Consider the following 20,345-nt stretch of genomic DNA (forward strand, 5'->3'; position numbering starts at 1 on the left):
TCCTTCCTAGAAAATGCGGTATTTGGCAAACCGGTAAGCCAGGTAATACGACGCGGAGATGAACACGAGCGAGACGACCGACTTGAACACCCCGACCGCCGTCGCGACGCCGAACTGCGAATCGACGAGGCCGATCCGGTATACGAAGGTATCGATGATGTCCCCCGACTCGTACACCTGCGGGCTATATAAATTAAACACCTGGTCGAACCCGGCGTTTAACACGTTTCCAAGGCTGAGGGTCGTCAAGAGCACGATGATCGGCATCATGCCCGGCAGCGTCACGTGCAGCGTCTGCTTCCAGCGCCCCGCGCCGTCCACGATCGCCGCCTCGTACAGCGACGGGTTGATGCTCGTCAGCGCGGCCAAATACACGATGGTGTTGAAGCCGAATTCCTTCCACGTATCCGTGGCCACGAGCACGTACCGGAACCAGCCGTTGTCCCCGAGAAAATAAATCGGCTCGATGCCGAACCAGCCCAGCACCTGGTTGACGATGCCGTCCGTCGGCGAAAGAATGTCGATCAGAATGCCGCCGAGAATGATCCACGACAGAAAGTGGGGCAAGTAGATGACCGTTTGGATGCCCCGCTTGAACACTTCCTTGCGCACCTCGTTCAGGAGCAGCGCGGTGACGATCGGCGCCGCGAGGCCGACGACGATTTTCATGATGGCGATCAGGATGGTGTTGTAGATGATCCGGCTCGATTCCGGCATTTCCAGCACGTAACGGAAGTTGTCGAGGCCCGCCCATTTGGAATGGAAGATCCCCTTCGCCGGCACGAACTTCTCGAATGCGATCACGAGTCCCAGCATCGGGCCGTAGCAGTAGACGACGATGAGAATGAGCCCCGGCAAAATCATCAGATGCAGCGGGAGCCGCTCGCTCTTTTTTTTCCATAACATGGGGTTGTTCCTCCCTGCTCCGCTTCGTTCGGACGGCAAGACGGGCAGGGGAAGACCGGCTTCCCCCGCTGCCCGCGCCGCCTGTTACTTGCTCTTCGCCCAATCGTTGACTTCCTGCGCGATCTGGTCGCCGCCGAGCTTCTTCCACTCCGTGACGAATTTATCGAAGTTGTCGAGCGAGTCGCCCATGATGATTTTCGTGAACGTCTCGATCTCGCGCTTCTGCAGGTTGGAGTCCTTCTCGACCATCGCCGGCGTCGGCGCGCCGTAGAATTCCGTCATCTGCAGCAGGTTGCCGCTGACGTAGCCGTCGATGACCTTGAACGAGCCTTCCTTCGCGAAAATCCGTTCGTACGCCCAGCCCAGCGGATCCTTGCTCGAGCCGTCGAGGAACGCGGCGATTTTGCCATAGTTGTCCTGCTCCTCGGCGTTCAGCTTGGAGGTGTCTTTGCTGTCGATCGCCGCCGTGATGTGGAGGTAGATGTCAAGGTTCTTGCGCGACGGCCACGCCTGGAACGGCATCATCTTGAACTTCTCGAAGCCTTCGCTCGTGAAGTAGGCCGCGTAGTTCTCCGGCGTCGTCGTCTCGCCCCAGCCGGTCTCGACGAACAGGTTCATCGCCTTAACGACGGCTTCCGGATGCTCGGCGCCCTTCTTCACGGCGAAGTACTGACCCGTCGAGAAACCGACCTGCGGCGTCACCGGTTGGTCGTCGTTCGAGACGAGCGGGAACGACTGCCACTGCGCGTTCGGATCGTTCTTCTTGTTGTCCACGAGCGGGAAGAGCGGGTTCCACATCTGGCCGAATTCCATGCCGATCTTGCCGGAGGTCGTCAGCTCGGCTTCCTTGCCGCCGTCCTTGACGCCGAATTCCTTGTCGATCTGGCCTTTCTTGTACAGCTCCTGCAGGGCGCCGAGCGCCTGCTTCATCTCCGGCTGCACGCTGCCGTACACGAGATTGCCGCTCGCGTCCTTGATCCACTGCTTCGGATAGGCGTGGAAGCCGTTCAGGAGGCCGGTAATGTCGGCGAAGCCGCCGTACAGGTCCTTGTTCATCGCGATGCCGTACGTGTTCTTTTTGCCGTCGCCGTCCGGATCCTGGTTCGTGAACGCATCCGAGATCTTCAGCACGTCGGCCATCGTCTTCGGCGGTTCGAGGCCGAGCTTCTGCAGCCAGTCGGTGCGGATCCAGATCATCGCCGCGCCGTCCATGGAGGAGCCGGTGTTCGGAATCGCCATCAGCTTGCCGCCGAACGTCGCCGAGGACAAGGCCGCCGGACCGTCCTGGTTCAGGATTTCCTTCAGGAACGGGGACGCGTACTTGTCGTAGACGGCCGTCAGATCCTCCAGTTCGCCGGCGTCCTGCAGCTGCTGCAGCTGCTTCGCGTTGACCGGGATGACTTCCGGCAGGTCGCCCGACGCGATGGAGACGTTCATCTTCTGTTCGCCTTGGCCGCCCGGCTGGTCGCCGCTGACGACCCAGTCGTACTTGATCTTGATGCCGAGCTTATCCTCGAGCGCCTTCGTCCACATGTTGTTGTCGATCGTCTGGCCTTCCATGAACTTGAACGTGTCGTTGATGATCCGCACGCTCGTCAGCGTGATCGGCGGATCGTACTTGCCGAGGTACGGGTCGGCCTCGGCCGCCGCGTTCCCGCCGTTGCCCGCGTTCGTCGCGTCGGTCGTGTTCGTCGTATCGGTCGCGTTGGTCGTGTTCGTCGTGTTGGTTGTCGTGCCGTTTGAATCGGAAGCGTTGTTGGTTTCGTTGTTGCCGGAGCTGCAAGCGGTTGCCACAATCAGTAACGATGCCATCGCCGTCGCCGCCGTCCACTTTACAGTCTTATGCATGCAAGAATCCTCCCCTTTGATTGCTTCTTCTTTCTCTTTCAGTATAAAAGGAAGCGTTTGCAAGAACGATTGAACAATCTTTAGATTTCTTCTCTCTTGTATAGAATCTGTTCGCGGAAAGGCCCGGGACTAAGCCCGGGCCCGATATTCCTGCGGCGTGACGCGCAGCCTTTTCTTGAAGAAGCGGTTGAAATAGCCCGCCGTCTCGAAGCCGACCCGATCGGCGATGTCCTGAATCTTGAGCGGCGTCGTCGCGAGCAGCTCCTTCGCCTTCTCGAGCCGCGCCTCCGCGATGTATTCGGACAGGTTAAGGCCGGTTTGCTGCTTGTACAGCACGGACAAGTACGCCGGATTCAAATAGACGACCTCGGACAGCCGCGTCAAGGACAGATCGCCCGCCAGGTTGGCCCGAATGAAAGCGTGCAGCTTCGCGATGACCTGCCGCGTGCATTCCGTCTGCACCGACCGGCGCCGCGCGAGGATGTCCGACGCGACGCCCAGCAGCTGCTGCAGCGCGTCTTCCCGGCTGCGATGCGCGGACAGGTTCATCAACGCGTCGATGGCGCCCCCGTCGTCTTCCGCCCGCTCCGCCCCTTCGGGCGCCAGATGCCCGAGGAGCAGGCCGGCGATCGCGTAGTACGCCCGCGCATAGTCCGCATAACGGGCCGGCTGCAGGACGTGCTCCCGCACGGCTTCCGTCAATGCCGCCTCGTTCCCCTCCTCCAGCAGGCGTTCCAGCTGCGAGCCGATGACGCGCGGCGGCGGGGGCGGCTGCAGCTCCGGCTCCCGGGGCCGGGCGTCCCCCTCGTCCGGCCGCCAGAGCAGCAGCATCCGGTCGCGGGAGCCGAGCCCGATCTGCAGCTGCCGCCGCATGGCGTCGTACGCGTCCGGCAGCGCCGTCCACGCGACCGGCCGGACGCAGCCGATCAGCGAAACGTCCAGCTGCAGCAGCCGTTCGCAGGTCCGCTGCACGGATTCCATCGTCCCGCGCGCGAAACCGACCGTCTGCGGCCAAGCCGGGTCCGCCTCGTACGCGGCATCGTCCGCGGCTCCGACATCGGTCGCGACTTCTGCATCGCGCGCGGCCGCAGCGCTTTCCGAGGCCCCGGCCTTTTCCGCGGTTCCGGCGCTTTCCGAGGCTCCGGCAGCTTCCGGAGCCCCGGTATCCGCCATGTCCGCGCCGTCCGCCGCCGCCCGCGGCTGCAGCAGGCACATGAAATGGCTCCTGTCCAGGCTGACCGAGAAGAACGCCAGCGGCTCGTAATATTCGGCCGCGATATTTTGGACCGCGTACAGCAGCAGCGACCGGTCGCGATAGCCCGCCGCCTCCGGCCAGTCGATCCGGCCGATGAGCGGCAGCACTTGCAGCCCGCGGCGCAGCGGAACGTTCAGCTCCGCCAGCTTCCCGTCCGTCGCGGCCGGCGCCTGCCGCTCCAGCACGGCCTGCAGCCAGTCGCGGTGCAGCAGGGGCATCGCCTCGCTGACGCGCCGCTTGGCCTGCAGCAGGAAGCTTTCGCTCGCCGTCTCCGCGTCCAGCGCCGCGACGGCTTTGCGGATGCTGCGCTCGATCGCTTCGTCGCCCTCGGTCTTGAGAATATAGTCGATGGAGCCCGTCCGCATCGCCGTCTGCGCGGTCTCGAGCTGATGGATGCCGGTCAGGAAAATGATTTTGCACCGCGGCCACTGCGCGACGATCCGCTTCTGCAGCTCCAGCCCCGTCATGCCGGGCATGCGCACGTCGCTCAGCACGATGTCGATTTTGGCCCGCGCCAGCCAGTCCAGCGCTTCCTCCGGCGAGTAGGCGCGGTACAGGTCCAGCTCCAACTCTTCGATCTCCTCGATCATCTCGTACAGTCCGTCCACCGTGAAGCGCTCGTCGTCAACGATCAATAAGCGGTACATGGCCGCCACCTGCCTCTCTCGGAATCGTCATGGTCACTTTAAGTCCGCGGTCCGCGCCGAGCTCGAGCGTCAGCCCGCCCCCGCCGTACCGGATGATGATGCGCCGATGGACGTTCAGCATCCCCGTATGCTCCGACGGCTCGGCCTTGTCCAGCAGGCCCGCCTGCATGGTGCGGAGCTTCTCCTCGTTCAGGTCGTCGCCGTTGTCCTCGATGATGATGTCGATCGCGCTCTCCCGCTCGCGGAAGCGCACGGCGATGAGGCCGTCGCGGCGTTTGTTTTCCAAGCCGTGGTTGTACGCGTTCTCGATGATCGGCTGCACGATCAGCCGCGGCACCGGGAATTCGCGGATCGCCTCCGGCACCTCGTCGAAATCCACCGTGATCCGCTCCGAGAAGCGGATGGACTGGATCTCGGCGTACGTGCGGGCGTGCTGGACCTCGCTGCGCAGCGGCACCTCATCGGAGCCGTCGCGCGTGATGTATTGGAAGTACTCCCCGAGATGCTTCGTGAAGTAGACGACGTTGTCGTGATCCTTCTGCTTCGCCATGCGGTACAGGATGAAGTAGCTGTTATAAAGGAAATGCGGATTGATCTGCGACTGCAGATGCCGCAGCTCCGCGAGGCGCGCCCGGTACTGCTGCTCGTACACCTCGTGGACCAGCACGTCGAGCCGCCGCACCATGCCGTTGAACTGGCCGTACAGGTAGCCGAACTCGTCCTGCAGCGGGTAGTGCACCTCCAGGTTGAACTGCCCCTGCTCGATGCGGCGGAAGGAGCGGACGAGCCGCTTGAGCGGCTGGTGGATGATGAGGTAGATGCTGTACGAGAACAGCAGCACCAGGATGACGGAGACGACCGACAGCACGTAGAACCAGAACCGGTACACCTCGAGCGACGCGTTCACTTTCGCTTCGGGCACGTACATGAGCAGCGACATGTCGAGGCGCGGGGAATGGTTGGAGACGAGCAAATACGACGTCCCTTTCCAACTGACGGACTGCAGCTGATTCTCCGCGGCCCCTTCGCCCTCCCGCTGAAAATCGCGCACGAGCGCCTCGTCGACCGCCGTCTCGCCGCCGGTGATGATGAACGGCTGCTTGTTGCCGACGAGCGCCGTCCGGCCGCCTTCATTGGTGAATTCCTGCAGCGCCGCTTCCAGCTTGGTCCGGGATACCTCCACGGCCAGCAGGAACACCGGCTTCTGCCGGCCGGACACCGCCGGATCGGGATACGGCAGACTGATGAAGATCCGGTCCTTCCAGACGAGGAACGGCGCCTCGAACCGGTTCGTCGACTGCGTCAGCGCCTCGAACTGCGCCTGGTCGAAATCGCCGATGATATTGTCGTTCGCGGAGACGGTCCGGTCCATCACGGGGATGAAAGCGATCACATCTTCGACGAATTTACTGGACTTTTTGAGCAGGTCGAGCTTGCTCTTGATGCGGAGCTGGGCTTGCATCTTCTCGATTTCGGTCATGACTTCGGAGGAGGAGGTGAGCTTGAGCAAGTCGTCGTCGTTGACGTATTCCTGCAGCTGCCGGATGACGCCGTCGAGGTCGAATTCCAGCATGTTCATATAGAGCGAGGTCCGGGAAACGAGCGAATCGGTCAGCTCTTTTTGCACGTGGCGCGAGCCGATTTCGTTCATTCGCCAGCCGATGATGTAGAGCGGCGTGAGGGTCAGGAGGAAGGTCAGGACAAGCTTGGGCAGGATGGACAAGGAAGCCAGTCGTTTCAGGATCGTCAGCGCGGACACCCCCGGGACACGGATAACTTTCCCCCACTATAGCAAAAATAGGGGGTAAATAATATGGCCGTTTCTGCCATTTCGCCCGGTATTTCGACAGCAACGGCGAGGGATGGGCGGGACGTTTCCATGGAAACGGAAAAGGGGGATTTTCGGGAAGAATACACGGGCTGGCGCGTTGTCCGGCATGCTGTGGCGATCGGCTGGATTTGAGGATTGTAGCACTAACAAAAGGTTAGCTGCTTGCTATTTACCCACCCCTGTTCCATAATATGAACGTATCCTTTCATGATTGTCTTACTGTCGTTTGAGATAGAGGCCGGGCCCCTCGAGGCGGGGGAGCTGCGGCAGGCTTCGCTCGCATGGACGCGGCGTGCTTGTCATTCGGGATTCCCTGGTGTGAGCTTCGCTCGCAAAAACGAATTAGGCTTTCGATGCCGTTGCCGCTCATCTCGCCGGATGCCCGGCATCGCATCATCCCACCACTTTTAGGAGGTCTTCCTATGCCCCTTGAACGTTCCGTTCCGCTTTCCGTCCTGGACCTGGCGCCCGTCGTGGAAGGCGGGACGCCGGCGGAGTCCTTCCGCCATACGATGGAGCTCGCGCGGTTGGCCGAGCGTCTTGGCTACAATCGCTACTGGCTCGCCGAGCATCATAACATGGCCGGCATCGCGAGCTCGGCCACGTCCGTCGTCATCGGCTACGTGGCCGGCGGCACGAAGCGGATTCGCGTCGGCTCGGGCGGCATCATGCTGCCGAACCACGCGCCGCTCGTCATCGCGGAGCAATTCGGCACGCTGGAGTCGATGTACCCCGGCCGGATCGATCTCGGCCTCGGCCGCGCGCCCGGGTCCGACCAATCGACCGTGCGGGCGCTGCGCCGCGACCTGCGGACGCACGGGGAGGACTTCCCCGAGCTGCTGAGCGAGCTGCGGCATTACTTCAATCCGCCCGAGGGCGAGTACATGCCGGTCCGGGCTACGCCGGGCGAAGGACAGCAGGTGCCGATCTGGCTGCTCGGCTCGAGCGGCTTCAGCGCGAAGCTGGCCGGCGAGCTCGGCCTGCCGTTCTCGTTCGCGAGCCATTTCGCGCCGGAGTACCTGATGCAGGCGATCCACTTGTACCGCAGCAGCTTCCGCCCGTCCGGCGCGCTGGCGAAGCCGTACGTCATGATCGGCGTCAACATCGTCGCGGCCGACACCGACGAAGAAGCCCAATTCCTGGCGACGTCGCAGCAGCAGCAATTCCTCAGCCTGATCCGCGGCCGTCCCGGCAAGCTGAAGCCGCCGGTCGCCGACATGGACGCGCTGTGGCAGCCGCACGAGCGCGAAGCGCTGCGGTCCAAATTCCAGTTCGGCGTCATCGGCGCCAAAGCCGCCGTCGAGAACCGGCTGCAGGAAATCCTCGGGGACACGATGGCCGACGAGCTGATCGTCACGTCCCAGATTTACGATCACCAAGCCCGGCTGCGCTCGTTCGAAATCATCGCCGAAGCCGGCGGGCTGCAAGCCGCCGACTAACGCGAGACGTCAAAAAGCACTCCCGAACCGCCTTCATGGCCGTTCGCGGAGTGCTTTTTTGTCGGCATCGCCGTCAGTTCATCAGCCGATCCAGCCCGATCGCGCTGATCAGCAGCCGTTCCTTCTTGCTGCCGAGGAGCCGCTGCGTCCAATCGACGAAGCCGCCGTCGCCGATCGTCAGCTCCCTGCCCGCGATCGTCGTCTTGACCGCGAACTGCAGCCCCGCGTAATAGCGGTGGTCCGGCTTCGCTTCTCCGATCGAGACGCGGATGCCCGCGCCGTTCGCCTCGCCGTCCGCGGCGATCCGCGCCACCAGCCCTTCGGCGTCCGGATACCCGCCGCGCGCGCTCAGAACCACCTCGATGTCCGAATCGAAGCGCTCGCGGAAGATCGCCCGGTAGACCGCGACATGCTCCCAGAACGCCGGCTTCTCGAAGCCGTAGGAGCCGGTGTCGCGTCCGGCGGTTACCTGGCCGAAGAGATGGAAGTGCGGCAGCATGCCCGGCGCGTCCCCGAAGAACTGCGCGCGCACGTGCCGGTGCGTCGTGCACAGCCGCAGCCGCTCGTCCCTCCGGCGCGATGCTCCCTCGGCCCGGATCAGTTCGCACGCATGCAGCGCCAGCAAATTGGTCGCGTCCGAGACGACCTCCGTCCCCCGCAGAGCGGAGACGACGTTGTTCTGGTCGACCTCCGCGATGACCGACGCCGTTCCGAGCGGCGCGACCGGCGAGAGCTGCACCGGCGCGGCGCCTTGCCGGACCGCGATCGACAATAGCTCGAGCTCCAGCCGCTTCAGCGCGATCGGATCGGCCGCCGCGGGCTTCACGAAGCGGTTATCCCGGTACCGGCGCAGCAGGTCGGCGGCGGACGAAGCCGCGGTCCGCGCGCGGAACACCTCCAACAGCAGCGTATTCAGCTCGCTGCCGGACAATTCTTCCGCCAGCAGCCGGACGACGTCCGGCCGGCGCAGGCGGGCCGGGCTCGTTTCAAGCTCCGATTGCGATTCTTCTCCCATCGGCAAGCGCCTCCTCTTTCTCTCACGATTAGTCCGCCGCATCCAGCAGCGCCGCGCACTGCGCGAAGCTGGCCAGCGTTTCCGTCCGCTGCCGGCGCAGCTGCTCCGGCGACCACTTGGCGGGCAACGCCGCGTCCCGCCGAAGCGCCGCAAGATCCTTCTCGATCAGCAGCAGCATCCAAAGCGAAAACACGGCGGCGAATAACGCATACTCCCGCTTGAAATCGGCTCCGTCCGCCGGCATGCCCCCGCGGGCCGCCTCGGAGACATAGACGTCCAGCAGCCGCGACCGGACGTCCGCGTCCATCGTCTTCGGGAACACGGGATGGGACAGATCGATCAGATGGTATAAATCCCAGTAGGGGCAGTTCAGATGCGCATGCTCCCAATCCAGCACCTTCACGCCGCCCGCGGCGAGCGCGTAGTTGCCGAGATGCAGGTCGCCGTGCGACAGCACCCGCCGGGACCAGCCCGGCGCCGAGGCATGAAGCGCGCCGCCGGCCCGCAGCGGTGCCGCTACCCGCTCCAGCAGGGCCGCCCCCTCCGGCAGGGCGGCGGACAACGCGGCGCGCAGCGCGTCTTCCCGGTTCAGCACGTCCGCGAGCAGCGCTTCGATCATCGGCTTCGGTCCGAGCAGCGGGGCGTCCAGCAAGCCGTCGACGGGCAGCGCGTGCCACTGCGCGATATACGGAACGAGCGCTTCGGCCGTTGCCGCATCGAAGGCGTGCGACAGCGGTCCCAGGTCCTCGAACAGGCACCAGCCGCAGGCTTCGCCCGCTCCGCCATGCCCGGCCGGATCCGCGGCTCCCGCCGCGACGTCCTGGCCCGCGTGCTCCGCGTCCGGCAGCGCGATGCCCGAGAACGCCAGCAGCTTCGGATAGATCGGCGGCAGCAGCGGGAGCACGCGGGCGTACACCCACGCTTCCCGCCCCAGCTGGCTGTCGTTGGTGAGCGGTTTATAGATGACCAGCGCCCCGGTGCTCAGGAACAACCGCTCCACCCGCTGCCCGTTCATGCCCGTATACAACGTCTCCCGTCCCGCGATCAACGCTTCGTTCAGCGTGCCGTCCGGCTTCTTGAAATCGCTTGCCGCCCATTCGCCCATCGTCCATTCGCCCTCTCCGATAGCTTCCTTGTGCCGTCTTGCCCGCCGCGTCAGATGACGACCGGCGAGCCGCCCGCCTGGGATCCGCCCTCCGCCGGCCGCGCGGCGCCTTCCCCGGTCTGCGCCGCGGCCGTCTCGCCCGTCTGCAGCTGGTACATTTTATAATAGCGCCCCTCCAGCGCCATCAGCTCGCGGTGATTGCCGCGTTCCACGATCTCGCCGCGATGCAGCACGAGAATTTGGTCCGCCTCGCGAATCGTGGACAGCCGGTGCGCGATGACGAGCGTCGTCCGTCCGGCGCTCACGACCTTGAGCGCCTGCTGGATCAAGCCCTCCGTCTCGCTGTCGATGTTCGCCGTCGCCTCGTCCAGGATGAGAATCGACGGATCGAACGCCAGCGCCCGCGCGAACGAGATGAGCTGCCGCTGGCCCGAGGACAGCGTGCTGCCCCGCTCCACGACCTGCTCGTCGTACCCGTTCGGCAGCTGCTCGACGAACGATGACGCGCCGACCTCGCGCAGCGCCGCCTTCACCCGCTCGAACGTGATGTCTTTATTATAAAGGCTGACGTTGAATTTGATATCGCCCGCGAACAGAAACGGATCCTGCAGCACGATGCCCATATGCTTGCGCAGCTCCTGCTTCGAGTACGTCCCGATATCCCGCCCGTCGATGGAGATGACGCCCTGCTGCGGTTCGTAGAAGCCGAGCAGCAGATTCAGGATGGAGCTCTTGCCCGAGCCGGTATGGCCGACGAGCGCCACCGTCTCGCCCTTGCGCGCCTCGAACGAAATGCCCTTCAAGACGTTCTCGCCTTCCTTGTAGGCGAACGTGACGCCGTCGAACTTCACGGCGCCCTCCGGACGCGGCGTCCCTTCCGCTTCCTCCACGTCCTTGCCTTCGAGATCCATGATGGCGAATACCTTCTCGCCGGACACGAACGCCCGCTGCGCGTTCATGAGCTGGTCGAAGATGCCGATAATGGGGTTAAAGATCCGCCCCAGATAATCGATGAACGCGTAGAATACCCCGAACGAGATCGACGCCGCCGTCAGCGACTCGTTCCCGAAATACCAGATGACCAGCGCCGTCAACAGCCCGCCGATCGTGCCGACGATGTTGCGCGAAGAGAGCGAGAACACCCGGAACTGCTTCACCTGGTTCGCGTACCGGTCGTGGTTGAGCGTCTCGAATTCGCGAATCGTCGTCTTCTCGCGGCGGAACGCCTGGATGACCGGCATGACGTTGATCGTCTCGTTGAACATCGCGTTCATGTCGCTCAGCCGGGCGCGCATGATCGTGATATAGATCTTGGAATATTTCAGGTGGACGTACATGATGGCGACGAACAGCGGCGGCAGCGCCAGCGTGATCAGCGCGAGCCGGGCGTCCAGCACGAACAGGGCCACGTAGATGCCGGCGAGCTGCACGAGGCTGACGACGAACGTCGCCATGAAGCTCATGAACAGGTCGCGGATCGCTTCCGTGTCGTTCGCGATCCGCGAAACGACCTGGCCGATCGGCGTATTGTCGAAGTACCGCACCGGAATGCGGGAGATATGCTTCATGAGGTCCATCCGCATGTTCTTAATGATGCGAAGCGCCGTCGTCTGCAGCAAATACGATTGCGAGAAATTGCAAACGCTCGCCGTCAGCAGCAGCCCCATGTACAGGGCGAGCAGCCGAAGGACGGCGCCGATGTCGTCTTTGTCTTGCGAAAGATGGTTGTCGATAATGGTCTTGGCGATGTACGGCCCGCCGAGCTCCGCGCCGACGGCGCAGCAGAGAATGAGCATGGCCGCGAGAATGCGGTATTTGTACGCGAGGGCATAGCGTGCCAGCCTGCCCGCGGTCGTTGACTTCATCGTGGACGACCTCCTGTGCCTCCAAGGGCGCTTGTAATGGCTACTCCTCCAGCCCGGCTTCCATCTGCTGGCGGTCCCACTGCTTCCGGTACCAGCCGCCGAAGTGCATCAGCTCTTCGTGCGTGCCTTCCTCCGCGATCCGGCCTTCGTCGAGCACGAGGATCCAGTCGGCGTGGCTGACGGCGGACAGGCGATGCGTCGCGATGAGGGTCGTCCTGCCGGCGCGTTCCTGCCGGATATGCTGCAAAATCCGGGTCTCGGTCCGCGCGTCGACGGCCGAGAGCGAGTCGTCCATGACCAGAATCTCGGCGTTCATCAGGAGCGCCCGCGCGATCGCGAGCCGCTGCTTCTGCCCGCCGGAGAGCATGACGCCGTTCTCGCCGACGATCGTGCCGAGCCCTTCCGGCATGAGCGCGACGTCCGCGGCGAAGGACGCCATGTCCACCGCCTTGGCGATCTCCGCGTCCGAGGCGTCCGGTTTGCCGAGCGCGATATTGTCGCTTATCGTCTTGGACAGCAGCAGATGCTCCTGCGGCACGTAGGCGACCCATGCTTTCACCCGGTCGATCGCGATCGCCTCGACGGGCACGCCCGAGAAGAAGAGCCGTTCCCGATCGAGCGGATACTGCCGCAGCAGCTGCTTCAGCAGCGTGCTCTTCCCGCTGCCCGTGCGCCCGACGATGCCGAGCGTCTGCCCGCGCTCCAGCCGGAACGAGACGCCCCGCAGGCTCGGATGCTCCGCGGCCGGGTACGCGAACGAGAGCTCGCGCATCTCGATCCGCTCCGGCACCTCGACGTCGACCGGCCGCTCGGGATCGGCGAGATCCGGCTCCTGGCGGAAGGACCGCTCCACGCGGTCGGCCGAGGCGTTGCCCCGCTGCAGCACGTTGATGAATTCCCCGAACGAGATCATCGGCCAGATCAGCATCCCCAAGTAGATGTTGAACGAGACGAGCTGCCCGAGCGAGATGTCGTGGGTGAACACCAAATAAGACCCGTAGCCGATGCCGATCGAATAGCTGACGCCGACGATGAGCGAAATGATCGGCTGGAACATCGCGTTCAGCACCGATACTTCGCGGTTGCGGTCCATGACGCCGGTCGTCACGGCGTCGAACGCGTCGAGGTCCCGGTGCTCCTGCACGTAGGAGCGCAGGACGCGGATGCCGGAGATCGACTCCAGCGCGTGGTCGTTCATCTTGCCGAACGCGTCCTGGGCGGCCAGGAAGCGCGTGCGCACCTTGCGCCCGAGGTAGCTGATCGCGACCGCCAGAAGCGGCAGCGGCACGAGCGCCGCCAGCATGAGCCGGTAGTCGATGAGCGAGATCATCGTGATGATGACGACCGACGCGCCGACCAGCGTGTTGACCAGCGTCATGACGCCGTAGCCCGCCGTATTGCCGATGGCGAGAATGTCGTTGGTGGCGAGCGCCATCAGCTGGCCCGTGCTGTTGCGCTGGAAGAAGCTCGGCGTCATCCGCGTCAGATGCGCCATGAAGCGGCCGCGCAGCAGCTTCTCGAGCAGCACCGAATTGCCGTAGAGCGTCGTGATCCAGACGTAGACGAGCCCGTACATGAGCAGCGCGAGGCCGGCCAGCAGCAGAACGGTATGGCTCAGCTCGGACGCGGTCAGCTTGCCGCGCTGGATATGGTCGATCGTGTTGCCGATCATTTTGGGCGGAATCGTCTGAAGCAGGTTCACGGTCGCCATCAAGGCGATGGCCACCGCGTAATACCCCCATCTCGTTTTGAAAAACCACTGCAGCCGCGTTACGAACGACACGCCGTATTCCTCCGTTTCGATTCGAGTGCGGGAACGGTTCTGCGAAGCGGTCCCCGTCGCTCCGCGCCGTCCCCCGCCTTGGCGGGAAGCGGCGCCTTCCTTGCCTTGCCCTTATCTGGCTTGACTCCCCTGCCCTGCCTTGCTTTACTTTGCCTTCCTTACTCTTGGCGCTCCGGCGCGTCCGGTACATGCCGGTACTCGTCCAAATCGACGACGCCCGCCGGATTGACGTACACGCCCTCCTCTTCCAGCAGCGCGCGCTGGAGGAACCGGCCCTCGTCGCTGCCGATGGCGATCTCGCCCTTCGCGTTGATGACCCGGTGCCACGGCAGGCCGTGCTTGTCGCTCATGGAATGAAGGATGCGCACGACCTGCCTCGCGGCCCGGGGGCTGCCCGCCCGCTCGGCGATGCCGCCGTAGGTCATGACGCGCCCGGCCGGGATGTTCGAAACGATCTTCAATACGTCTGCCGTAAAAGGCGTCATGCTCGCGCCCGTCCTTTCGCGCCGCGGCCCCGAACGTCCTCCCGCCAGATCCCGCGGGCGCTGGCCGTTCATGGGGCGAAATGCCAGATTTCTACCTATTATAGCCTAACCTTTCGGTTTATGCCGCATTTTATGCGAAAATATGTTCGTAAAAATTTTCGACTGTTCGCTTGCGCTCCGCCCCCGCTGCCGTTCTCGGGGTCCCGCGGGCCGGTGCGGTCACGCCGTCTTCCGCTTTAGGGTTTAGGCGCCTTTTGTGGTAAAATAACGCTATCCGGAAGTAAGGAGTGTTTGTACTATGATCAATGATTTCGAAGCCAAACTCGAGCGCTACGCGGCTCTCGCCGTGGAGGTCGGCGTGAACGTCCGGCCCGGCCAGACGCTCGTCGTCACCGCCGGCATCACGTCCGCGCCTTTCGTGCGCAAGGTCGTGAAGAAGGCGTACGAAGCCGGCGCCAAAAACGTCCACGTCGAGTGGAGCGACGACGTCGTGACGCGCACGAAATACGAGCTTGCCCCGGACGAGGCGTTCCAGGAGTATCCGCAATGGCGCGCCAAAGGCTGGGAAGACATGGCCGAAGACAACGCGGCGTTCCTCAGCATCGTCGCGGCCAACCCCGACCTGCTGAAGGGCATCCCGGCGGAGCGGATCGCCAACGCCAACAAGGCGGCGGGCATCGCGCTGAAGACGTGGCGTACATACACGATGTCGGACAAGGTCAGCTGGTCGATCGTCGCCGTGCCGTCCGCGGACTGGGCCGCGAAAGTGTTCCCGGACGTCGCGCCGGAAGCGCGGCAGGACGCGCTCTGGGACGCGATCTTCGCCGCGACGCGCATCAACGAACCCGATCCGGTGGCCGCGTGGAAGACGCACATCGACGTGCTCGACCGGAAGGCGTCCATCCTGAACGAGAAGAAATATTTCGCGCTCCGCTACACCGGTCCGGGCACGGATCTGACGCTGGAGCTGCCGCAAGGCCATATCTGGATCAGCGCCGGCAGCGAGAACGCGAAGGGCGATATCTTCGTCGCCAACATGCCGACGGAGGAAGTGTTCACCGCCCCGCTCCGCGGCGGCGCGAACGGCACCGTCACCAGCACGAAGCCGCTCAGCTACGGCGGCAACCTGATCAAGGACTTCGTGCTGACGTTCAAGGACGGCAAAGTGGTCGACATTCAGGCCGAAGAAGGCCTTGAAGTGCTGCAAAACCTGATCGGCACCGACGATGGCGCCGCGTTCCTCGGCGAAGTCGCGCTCGTGCCGCACCGCTCGCCGATCTCGGACACGAACCTCATCTTCTACAACACGCTGTTCGACGAGAACGCCTCCTGCCACCTCGCCATCGGCAAGGCGTACGCCTTTTGCGTCGAGGGCGGCAAAGCCATGAACGAAGAGCAGCAAATCGCCGCGGGCCTCAACTCGAGCCTCGTGCACGTCGATTTCATGATCGGCTCCGCCGAGCTCGACATCGACGGCATCCGCGCCGACGGCACGGCCGAGCCGCTGTTCCGCGGCGGCAACTGGGCGATTTGATTCCGAACGCGATAAAGAACGGCCGTACGGGAACGAATTCCCGTACGGCCGTTTTTTAGTTGACGCTAGGACGGCTCGGCCGGACGCGAACAGCCGCGGACAAAAGCCCTCAAAGGTACAGCGGCATCGTCTCCAAGCCCCGGAACAGCAGGCTCTGGCGCCAATTCGGCTCGGCGTCCGCGAGGCGCATATGCGGATAGCGCGACAGCAGCGCGGACAGCGCGAGCTCGCCTTCCATGCGCGCGAGCGGCGCGCCCAGGCAGAAATGCGGACCGGACGCGAACGCCAAATGACGGTTCGGCGAACGTTCGATGTCGAAGACGTTCGGACGCTCGAACTGCGCGGGATCGCGATTGGCCGCGCCGAGGATGACGTTCGCGGACTGGCCTTGGCGGATCGTCCGTCCGCCGATCGCGCAATCGGCGGACGCGATGCGCGACGTCATCCGCACGGGGCTTTCGAAGCGCAGCGCCTCTTCGACGGCGGAGGCGGCCAGTTCCGGACGCGCGAGCAGGAGGGCAAGCTGATCGGGATGCCGGAGCAGGCAGTAGACGCCGTTGCCGATCAGATTGACGGTCGTCTCGTGGCCGGCGACGAGCATCAGCACGCAGGTCGCGACGAGCTCCTGTTCCGTCAGCCGCTCCCCCTGCTCGTGCGCCGCGATCAGCTCGCTGATCATATCCTCGCGCGGAGCGGACTTGCGCTGCGCGATCAGATCGCGGAAGTAGGCGGAGATCTCTTCCGCGGCTTGCTTCGCCCGCTGCGCGAACCCCGCCGGCCGGTCGCCGCCCTCGAGCACGCCCGCGAAGACATGCGACCACGCTTTGAACAGCTCGCGGTCCTCCGGCGGCACGCCGAGCAGCTCGGCGATGACGATGACCGGCAGCGGGAACGCGAACGACGCGATCAGGTCGGGACGGGATGCCTCGGCCATCTCGTCGGCCAGATACTCCGCGATCCCGCGGACCTTGGGCTCGAGCCGGTCCATCGCGCGCGGCAGGAACGCGTGGCTGACCAGCCTTCTCAGACGCGTATGCGCCGGCGGATCGCGGAACAGCATCCAATTGTCCAGCAGCTCGCCGACCGGCTTCCATTCCTCGGAAGGCGGCGGCAGCTCCTGCCGCTGCGGCTCCGGCAGCGCGTTGCGGTATTCGCGGACGAATACCGGGTCCTTCAAGATCCGATTCACGTCCTCGTACCGGGACGCGACCCAGAATCCGGCGTCCGCGACGTCGGACAGCGGCTCGCTTTCCAGCAGATAGGCATAGAATTCGTTCGGACTGCCGTGCAATCGGGGCGAATACGTTCGGAACCACGCTTCAATGTCGGATGTTGCGAAGGCTGCCGGCAACTCTTGCATCGCGATCACGTCTCCTCGGTTATGGAATGATTCCTCAAGCCAACCCTTCCTGCGCTTTTAACGCCTCGTACATCTCCTCGATCATCTTCGTCGCTTCCTCGACGTCGAGCTCCAGCGCCCCTGCGTTGATCATCGCGCCCATGCCGATCCAGAACATCGCCAGCTTCAAAAACAGGCGCCGCAAGCGGCGTTCCTCCATGTCGCCGAACCGGTCGTCGAGCTGCAGGAACGCCGCGCGCATGGCCTCGTAGAGCTTGTTGTTGTCGTACGCTCCGTACTCGGAAAGGAAGATCGCCCGGAACAGCCGCTTCTCGTTCTTCGCGAACAGCAGGCAGCCGATCGCCATGTTCATGACGGGCTCGTTGTCCGCGTTCTCGTACGTCTCGATGCGGGCCAGCGCGAACCGGACCGCCCGGCCGAACACGTCTTCCTTGACGGCCTCCATGCTGCCGTACACGCTGTAGATCGGCTGCGTCGAACAATTCAGCCGCCGCGCGACCCGGCGCGTCGTCAGCCCTTCGAACCCTTCCTCCCGTACGAGGTCGAAGGCCGCGTTCAGGACGCTTTCCTTCGTGATTTCCGCTTTTGGGGGCATCGGCATCTCTCCGCGTCGTTAATGACATGGATAATTAAAATCGTGAACGACAATCGTTAAACGCATGAACAATGACATCCGTTATATAACATATGTTATAAGGATAATTTTTACATGTCAACGACGAATTTCAGCGATCCTTCGGCGGGTTCCGCGCGCAACAAAACAGCCGCGAAGCGAAGGACCGACGGTCCCCCATGCGCGGCTGTCTTCATTCGTTTGTATCCTTACAATACCTTCGACAAAAACGCCTTCGTCCGTTCTTCCCGCGGCCGCTCGAACAGCGCCTCCGGCGGGCCTTCCTCGACGACGCGGCCCTGCTCCATGAACAGCACGCGGTCGCCGACCTCGCGGGCGAAGCCCATCTCGTGCGTCACGACGACCATCGTCATGCCCTCCTTCGCGAGCTGCTTCATGACGCCGAGCACCTCGCCCACCATCTCGGGGTCGAGCGCCGAGGTCGGCTCGTCGAAGAGCATGATCTTCGGCTCCATCGCCAGCGCCCGCGCGATGGCGACGCGCTGCGCCTGGCCGCCGGAGAGCGAGGACGGATAGGCATCCGCCTTGTGCTCCAGCCCAACCTTGCGCAGCAGTTCGAGCGCCTTCTCCCGCGCCCTTTCGGCCGTCCATTTGCGAATCTTGATCGGCCCCAGCGTCAGGTTGTCCAGCACTTTCAGATGCGGGAACAGGTTGAACTGCTGGAACACCATGCCGAGTTCCGCCCGCACCGCGACGATGTCCGTGCCCTTGGCGAGCAGCGGCGTGCCGTCGACGACAATCTCGCCGCCCGTCGGCTGCTCCAGCAGATTGAGGCAGCGGAGGAACGTCGACTTGCCCGAGCCGGACGGCCCGATCACGACGAGCACCTCCGACGGCGCCACGTCGACCGTGACGTTCTTCAGCACCTCGTTCTTGCCGAACGCCTTGGCCAGCCCCTTCACTTGTATAATCGGTTTCGCAGCCATCGTTATTGCACCCGCCTTTCGATCCACACCAGCAGCTTGTTGAGCGTATACGTCAGCACGAAATATACGAGCGCCGCCGTCAGGTACGGCTCCCACACGCGAATGTACTGCGCCTTCATCGCGTTGCTCCAGTACATGATTTCGGGCACCGTGATGAACGTCAGCAGCGACGAATCCTTCAGCAGCACGATGAATTCGTTGCCGAAGGCCGGGATCATGCGTTTGACCGCCTGCGGAAGCACGATGTAGCGCATCGCCTGCCAATGCGTCATGCCGATGGACAGGGCGGCCTCCGTTTGCCCCTTGTCGATCGACTGGATGCCGGCCCGGAAGATCTCCGCCGTGTACGCCGCCGCGTTCAGCGACAGCGCGACGACCGCCGCGGCGATCGCGTTGGTCTTGCCGTAGACGAGCGGCACGAACGCGAAGTGCACGATGAAGATTTGCACGAGCAGCGGCGTCCCGCGGAAGAAGTTGATGTAGGCTTGCATCGGCCAGCGAAGAATCCAAAAGCGCGACATTTTGCCGAGGCCGACGCCGAGGCCGAGCATCGAGCCGAGAATGATCGACGCGAACGAGATGCAGATGGTGTATAACGTCCCTCGCATGATCAGAGGGAAGTAATCTCCGATGATATCGAATCTGAAATCCATGCCGATTCGCCCTTTCTCCTGCATTGTAACGATAAAAAGAGCATGCGCAACGTTCGATTACGCATGCTCCGCTATTCGTCCGTTATTTCGTTTCCAACAAAGCGGCCGTATTCGGCTCCTCGTCGAACCATTTCTTGTAGAGCTCCGCGTACGTGCCGTTCTCGATGATCGCCTTGATCGCCGGATCCAGCTTCGCCTTCAGCTCGCTGCCTTTCGGATACGCGATGCCGTAATACTCCGGCGTGAAGTTCGTGGTATCCTGTACTTCCTTGTACTTCTTATCCGGATTGCCCTTGATGTAATCCCGCACGATCGCGATATCCGCCACGACGGCGTCGGCCCCGCCCTGATCCATCTCCAGCAGCGCCACCGCGTTGCTGTCGAAGCGCTTCAGGTCGGTGTTGCCCTCGCCCATGATCTTCGTCATCAGAATGTCGGCGGTCGTCCCGCTCTGCACGGCGACCTTCTTGCCCTTGAGGTCCCCCGCGCTCTTGATGTCGCTGTCTTCCTTCACCATGATCACGTTCACGGATTCGAAGTACGGCATGGAAAAATCATAGGTCTGCGCGCGGTCGTCCGTGATCGAAATGCTGGACAGGCCCGCTTGATATTCGGTGCCTTGCTTGACGCTCTCGAGCATCGCGTCCCAGCCGACGTTGCTAACCTTATACTTCAACCCGGCCTCCTTCATGACGGCCGCGATGAAATCGATGTCGAAGCCCTTGAGCTCGTCCTTGTCCATGTATTCCATAGGGCGGTAACTAGCGTCGCTCGCGAATTGGTACGTCGTCTCGTCCCCTCCGCCGGCCGTGCCGTTGTCCGCTGCATTATTGGCGGGTGCTTCATTTTTCGCGCCGCAGCCCGACAGCAAGACGGCCGTTATTAACGTAATAATACCTAACGTTACTCGTTTCTTCATGGTGGTTCCCCCTCTAATATTCGGATTCTGTTACGATGATTCTACCAAGAACACAGGGAAAATATCAAATTAATTTTTTAATTTGTTACGTAATCTAACATAGGTTCCGTGAATCTACGGATTATACGCTTTTATGGAAG

The 20,345-nt window shown here is 63.1% G+C and carries 16 protein-coding genes; 2 read left to right on the plus strand and 14 right to left on the minus strand.

The genetic code is table 11. The annotated features are described in order from the left end of the window. Window positions 1-6: 6 nt before the first annotated feature. From BMZ79_RS10310 to BMZ79_RS10325, 4 genes are all read right to left on the minus strand, one after another. Window positions 7-906 carry an ABC transporter permease gene (locus BMZ79_RS10310; protein WP_090639416.1) on the minus strand — a complete coding sequence of 300 codons (900 nt, stop codon included), beginning with the start codon at window positions 904-906 and terminating at the stop codon, window positions 7-9. A gap of 84 nt (window positions 907-990) precedes the next feature. After that, window positions 991-2,754, minus strand: coding sequence for an extracellular solute-binding protein (locus BMZ79_RS10315; protein WP_090639419.1), 1,764 nt, complete (start codon window positions 2,752-2,754; stop codon window positions 991-993). A 129-nt stretch (window positions 2,755-2,883) separates the two neighbouring features. Further along, window positions 2,884-4,656, minus strand: a complete 1,773-nt coding sequence (locus BMZ79_RS10320) for a response regulator (protein WP_090639422.1) — start codon at window positions 4,654-4,656, stop codon at window positions 2,884-2,886. After that, window positions 4,634-6,415 carry a sensor histidine kinase gene (locus tag BMZ79_RS10325; RefSeq protein WP_090639424.1) on the minus strand — a complete coding sequence of 594 codons (1,782 nt, stop codon included), beginning with the start codon at window positions 6,413-6,415 and terminating at the stop codon, window positions 4,634-4,636. Before BMZ79_RS10325 ends, BMZ79_RS10320 begins: the two co-directional genes overlap by 23 nt. Before the next feature lie 494 nt (window positions 6,416-6,909). Here BMZ79_RS10325 and BMZ79_RS10330 point away from each other — a divergent pair, with 494 nt between their 5' ends. Continuing rightward, entirely contained in the window at window positions 6,910-7,926 is a 1,017-nt protein-coding gene (locus BMZ79_RS10330; protein WP_090639426.1) for an LLM class flavin-dependent oxidoreductase, read from the plus strand. A gap of 73 nt (window positions 7,927-7,999) precedes the next feature. On the opposite strand, the gene BMZ79_RS10335 is transcribed toward BMZ79_RS10330, so the two are convergent. From BMZ79_RS10335 to BMZ79_RS10355, 5 genes are all read right to left on the minus strand, one after another. Beyond that, window positions 8,000-8,941, minus strand: a complete 942-nt coding sequence (locus tag BMZ79_RS10335; protein ID WP_090639429.1) for a hypothetical protein — start codon at window positions 8,939-8,941, stop codon at window positions 8,000-8,002. A 28-nt stretch (window positions 8,942-8,969) separates the two neighbouring features. Then, window positions 8,970-10,046: a phosphotransferase family protein gene (locus tag BMZ79_RS10340; protein ID WP_090639431.1), complete on the minus strand. Its 1,077-nt coding sequence runs from the start codon at window positions 10,044-10,046 to the stop codon at window positions 8,970-8,972. A gap of 50 nt (window positions 10,047-10,096) precedes the next feature. Continuing rightward, window positions 10,097-11,911 carry an ABC transporter ATP-binding protein gene (locus tag BMZ79_RS10345; RefSeq protein ID WP_090639433.1) on the minus strand — a complete coding sequence of 605 codons (1,815 nt, stop codon included), beginning with the start codon at window positions 11,909-11,911 and terminating at the stop codon, window positions 10,097-10,099. A 40-nt stretch (window positions 11,912-11,951) separates the two neighbouring features. Further along, window positions 11,952-13,694, minus strand: a complete 1,743-nt coding sequence (locus tag BMZ79_RS10350) for an ABC transporter ATP-binding protein (RefSeq protein ID WP_090639435.1) — start codon at window positions 13,692-13,694, stop codon at window positions 11,952-11,954. Window positions 13,695-13,852: 158 nt separating this feature from the next. Beyond that, window positions 13,853-14,179, minus strand: coding sequence for an MGMT family protein (locus tag BMZ79_RS10355; RefSeq protein ID WP_090639438.1), 327 nt, complete (start codon window positions 14,177-14,179; stop codon window positions 13,853-13,855). A gap of 301 nt (window positions 14,180-14,480) precedes the next feature. On the opposite strand from BMZ79_RS10355, the gene BMZ79_RS10360 reads away from it, so the two are divergent. Beyond that, on the plus strand, window positions 14,481-15,713 hold the full coding sequence (locus BMZ79_RS10360; RefSeq protein WP_090640166.1) for an aminopeptidase: 1,233 nt from the start codon (window positions 14,481-14,483) through the stop codon (window positions 15,711-15,713). A 109-nt stretch (window positions 15,714-15,822) separates the two neighbouring features. Here BMZ79_RS10360 and BMZ79_RS10365 read toward each other — a convergent pair whose 3' ends face one another. From BMZ79_RS10365 to BMZ79_RS10385, 5 genes are all read right to left on the minus strand, one after another. Continuing rightward, a complete protein-coding gene (locus BMZ79_RS10365) occupies window positions 15,823-17,073 on the minus strand; it encodes a cytochrome P450 (protein WP_090639440.1) in 1,251 nt (416 codons plus the stop codon). A 34-nt stretch (window positions 17,074-17,107) separates the two neighbouring features. Then, window positions 17,108-17,668: a TetR/AcrR family transcriptional regulator gene (locus BMZ79_RS10370; RefSeq protein WP_090639445.1), complete on the minus strand. Its 561-nt coding sequence runs from the start codon at window positions 17,666-17,668 to the stop codon at window positions 17,108-17,110. 227 nt (window positions 17,669-17,895) lie between these two features. Next, window positions 17,896-18,618, minus strand: a complete 723-nt coding sequence (locus BMZ79_RS10375) for an amino acid ABC transporter ATP-binding protein (protein ID WP_090640169.1) — start codon at window positions 18,616-18,618, stop codon at window positions 17,896-17,898. A gap of 17 nt (window positions 18,619-18,635) precedes the next feature. Next, window positions 18,636-19,286, minus strand: coding sequence for an amino acid ABC transporter permease (locus tag BMZ79_RS10380; protein ID WP_090639447.1), 651 nt, complete (start codon window positions 19,284-19,286; stop codon window positions 18,636-18,638). An 82-nt stretch (window positions 19,287-19,368) separates the two neighbouring features. Further along, entirely contained in the window at window positions 19,369-20,205 is an 837-nt protein-coding gene (locus tag BMZ79_RS10385; protein WP_090639449.1) for a basic amino acid ABC transporter substrate-binding protein, read from the minus strand. Window positions 20,206-20,345: the final 140 nt, after the last annotated feature.

The sequence above is a fragment of the Paenibacillus sp. UNC496MF genome (assembly GCF_900113915.1).
Classification (GTDB): Bacteria; Bacillota; Bacilli; order Paenibacillales; family Paenibacillaceae; genus Paenibacillus_Z; species Paenibacillus_Z artemisiicola.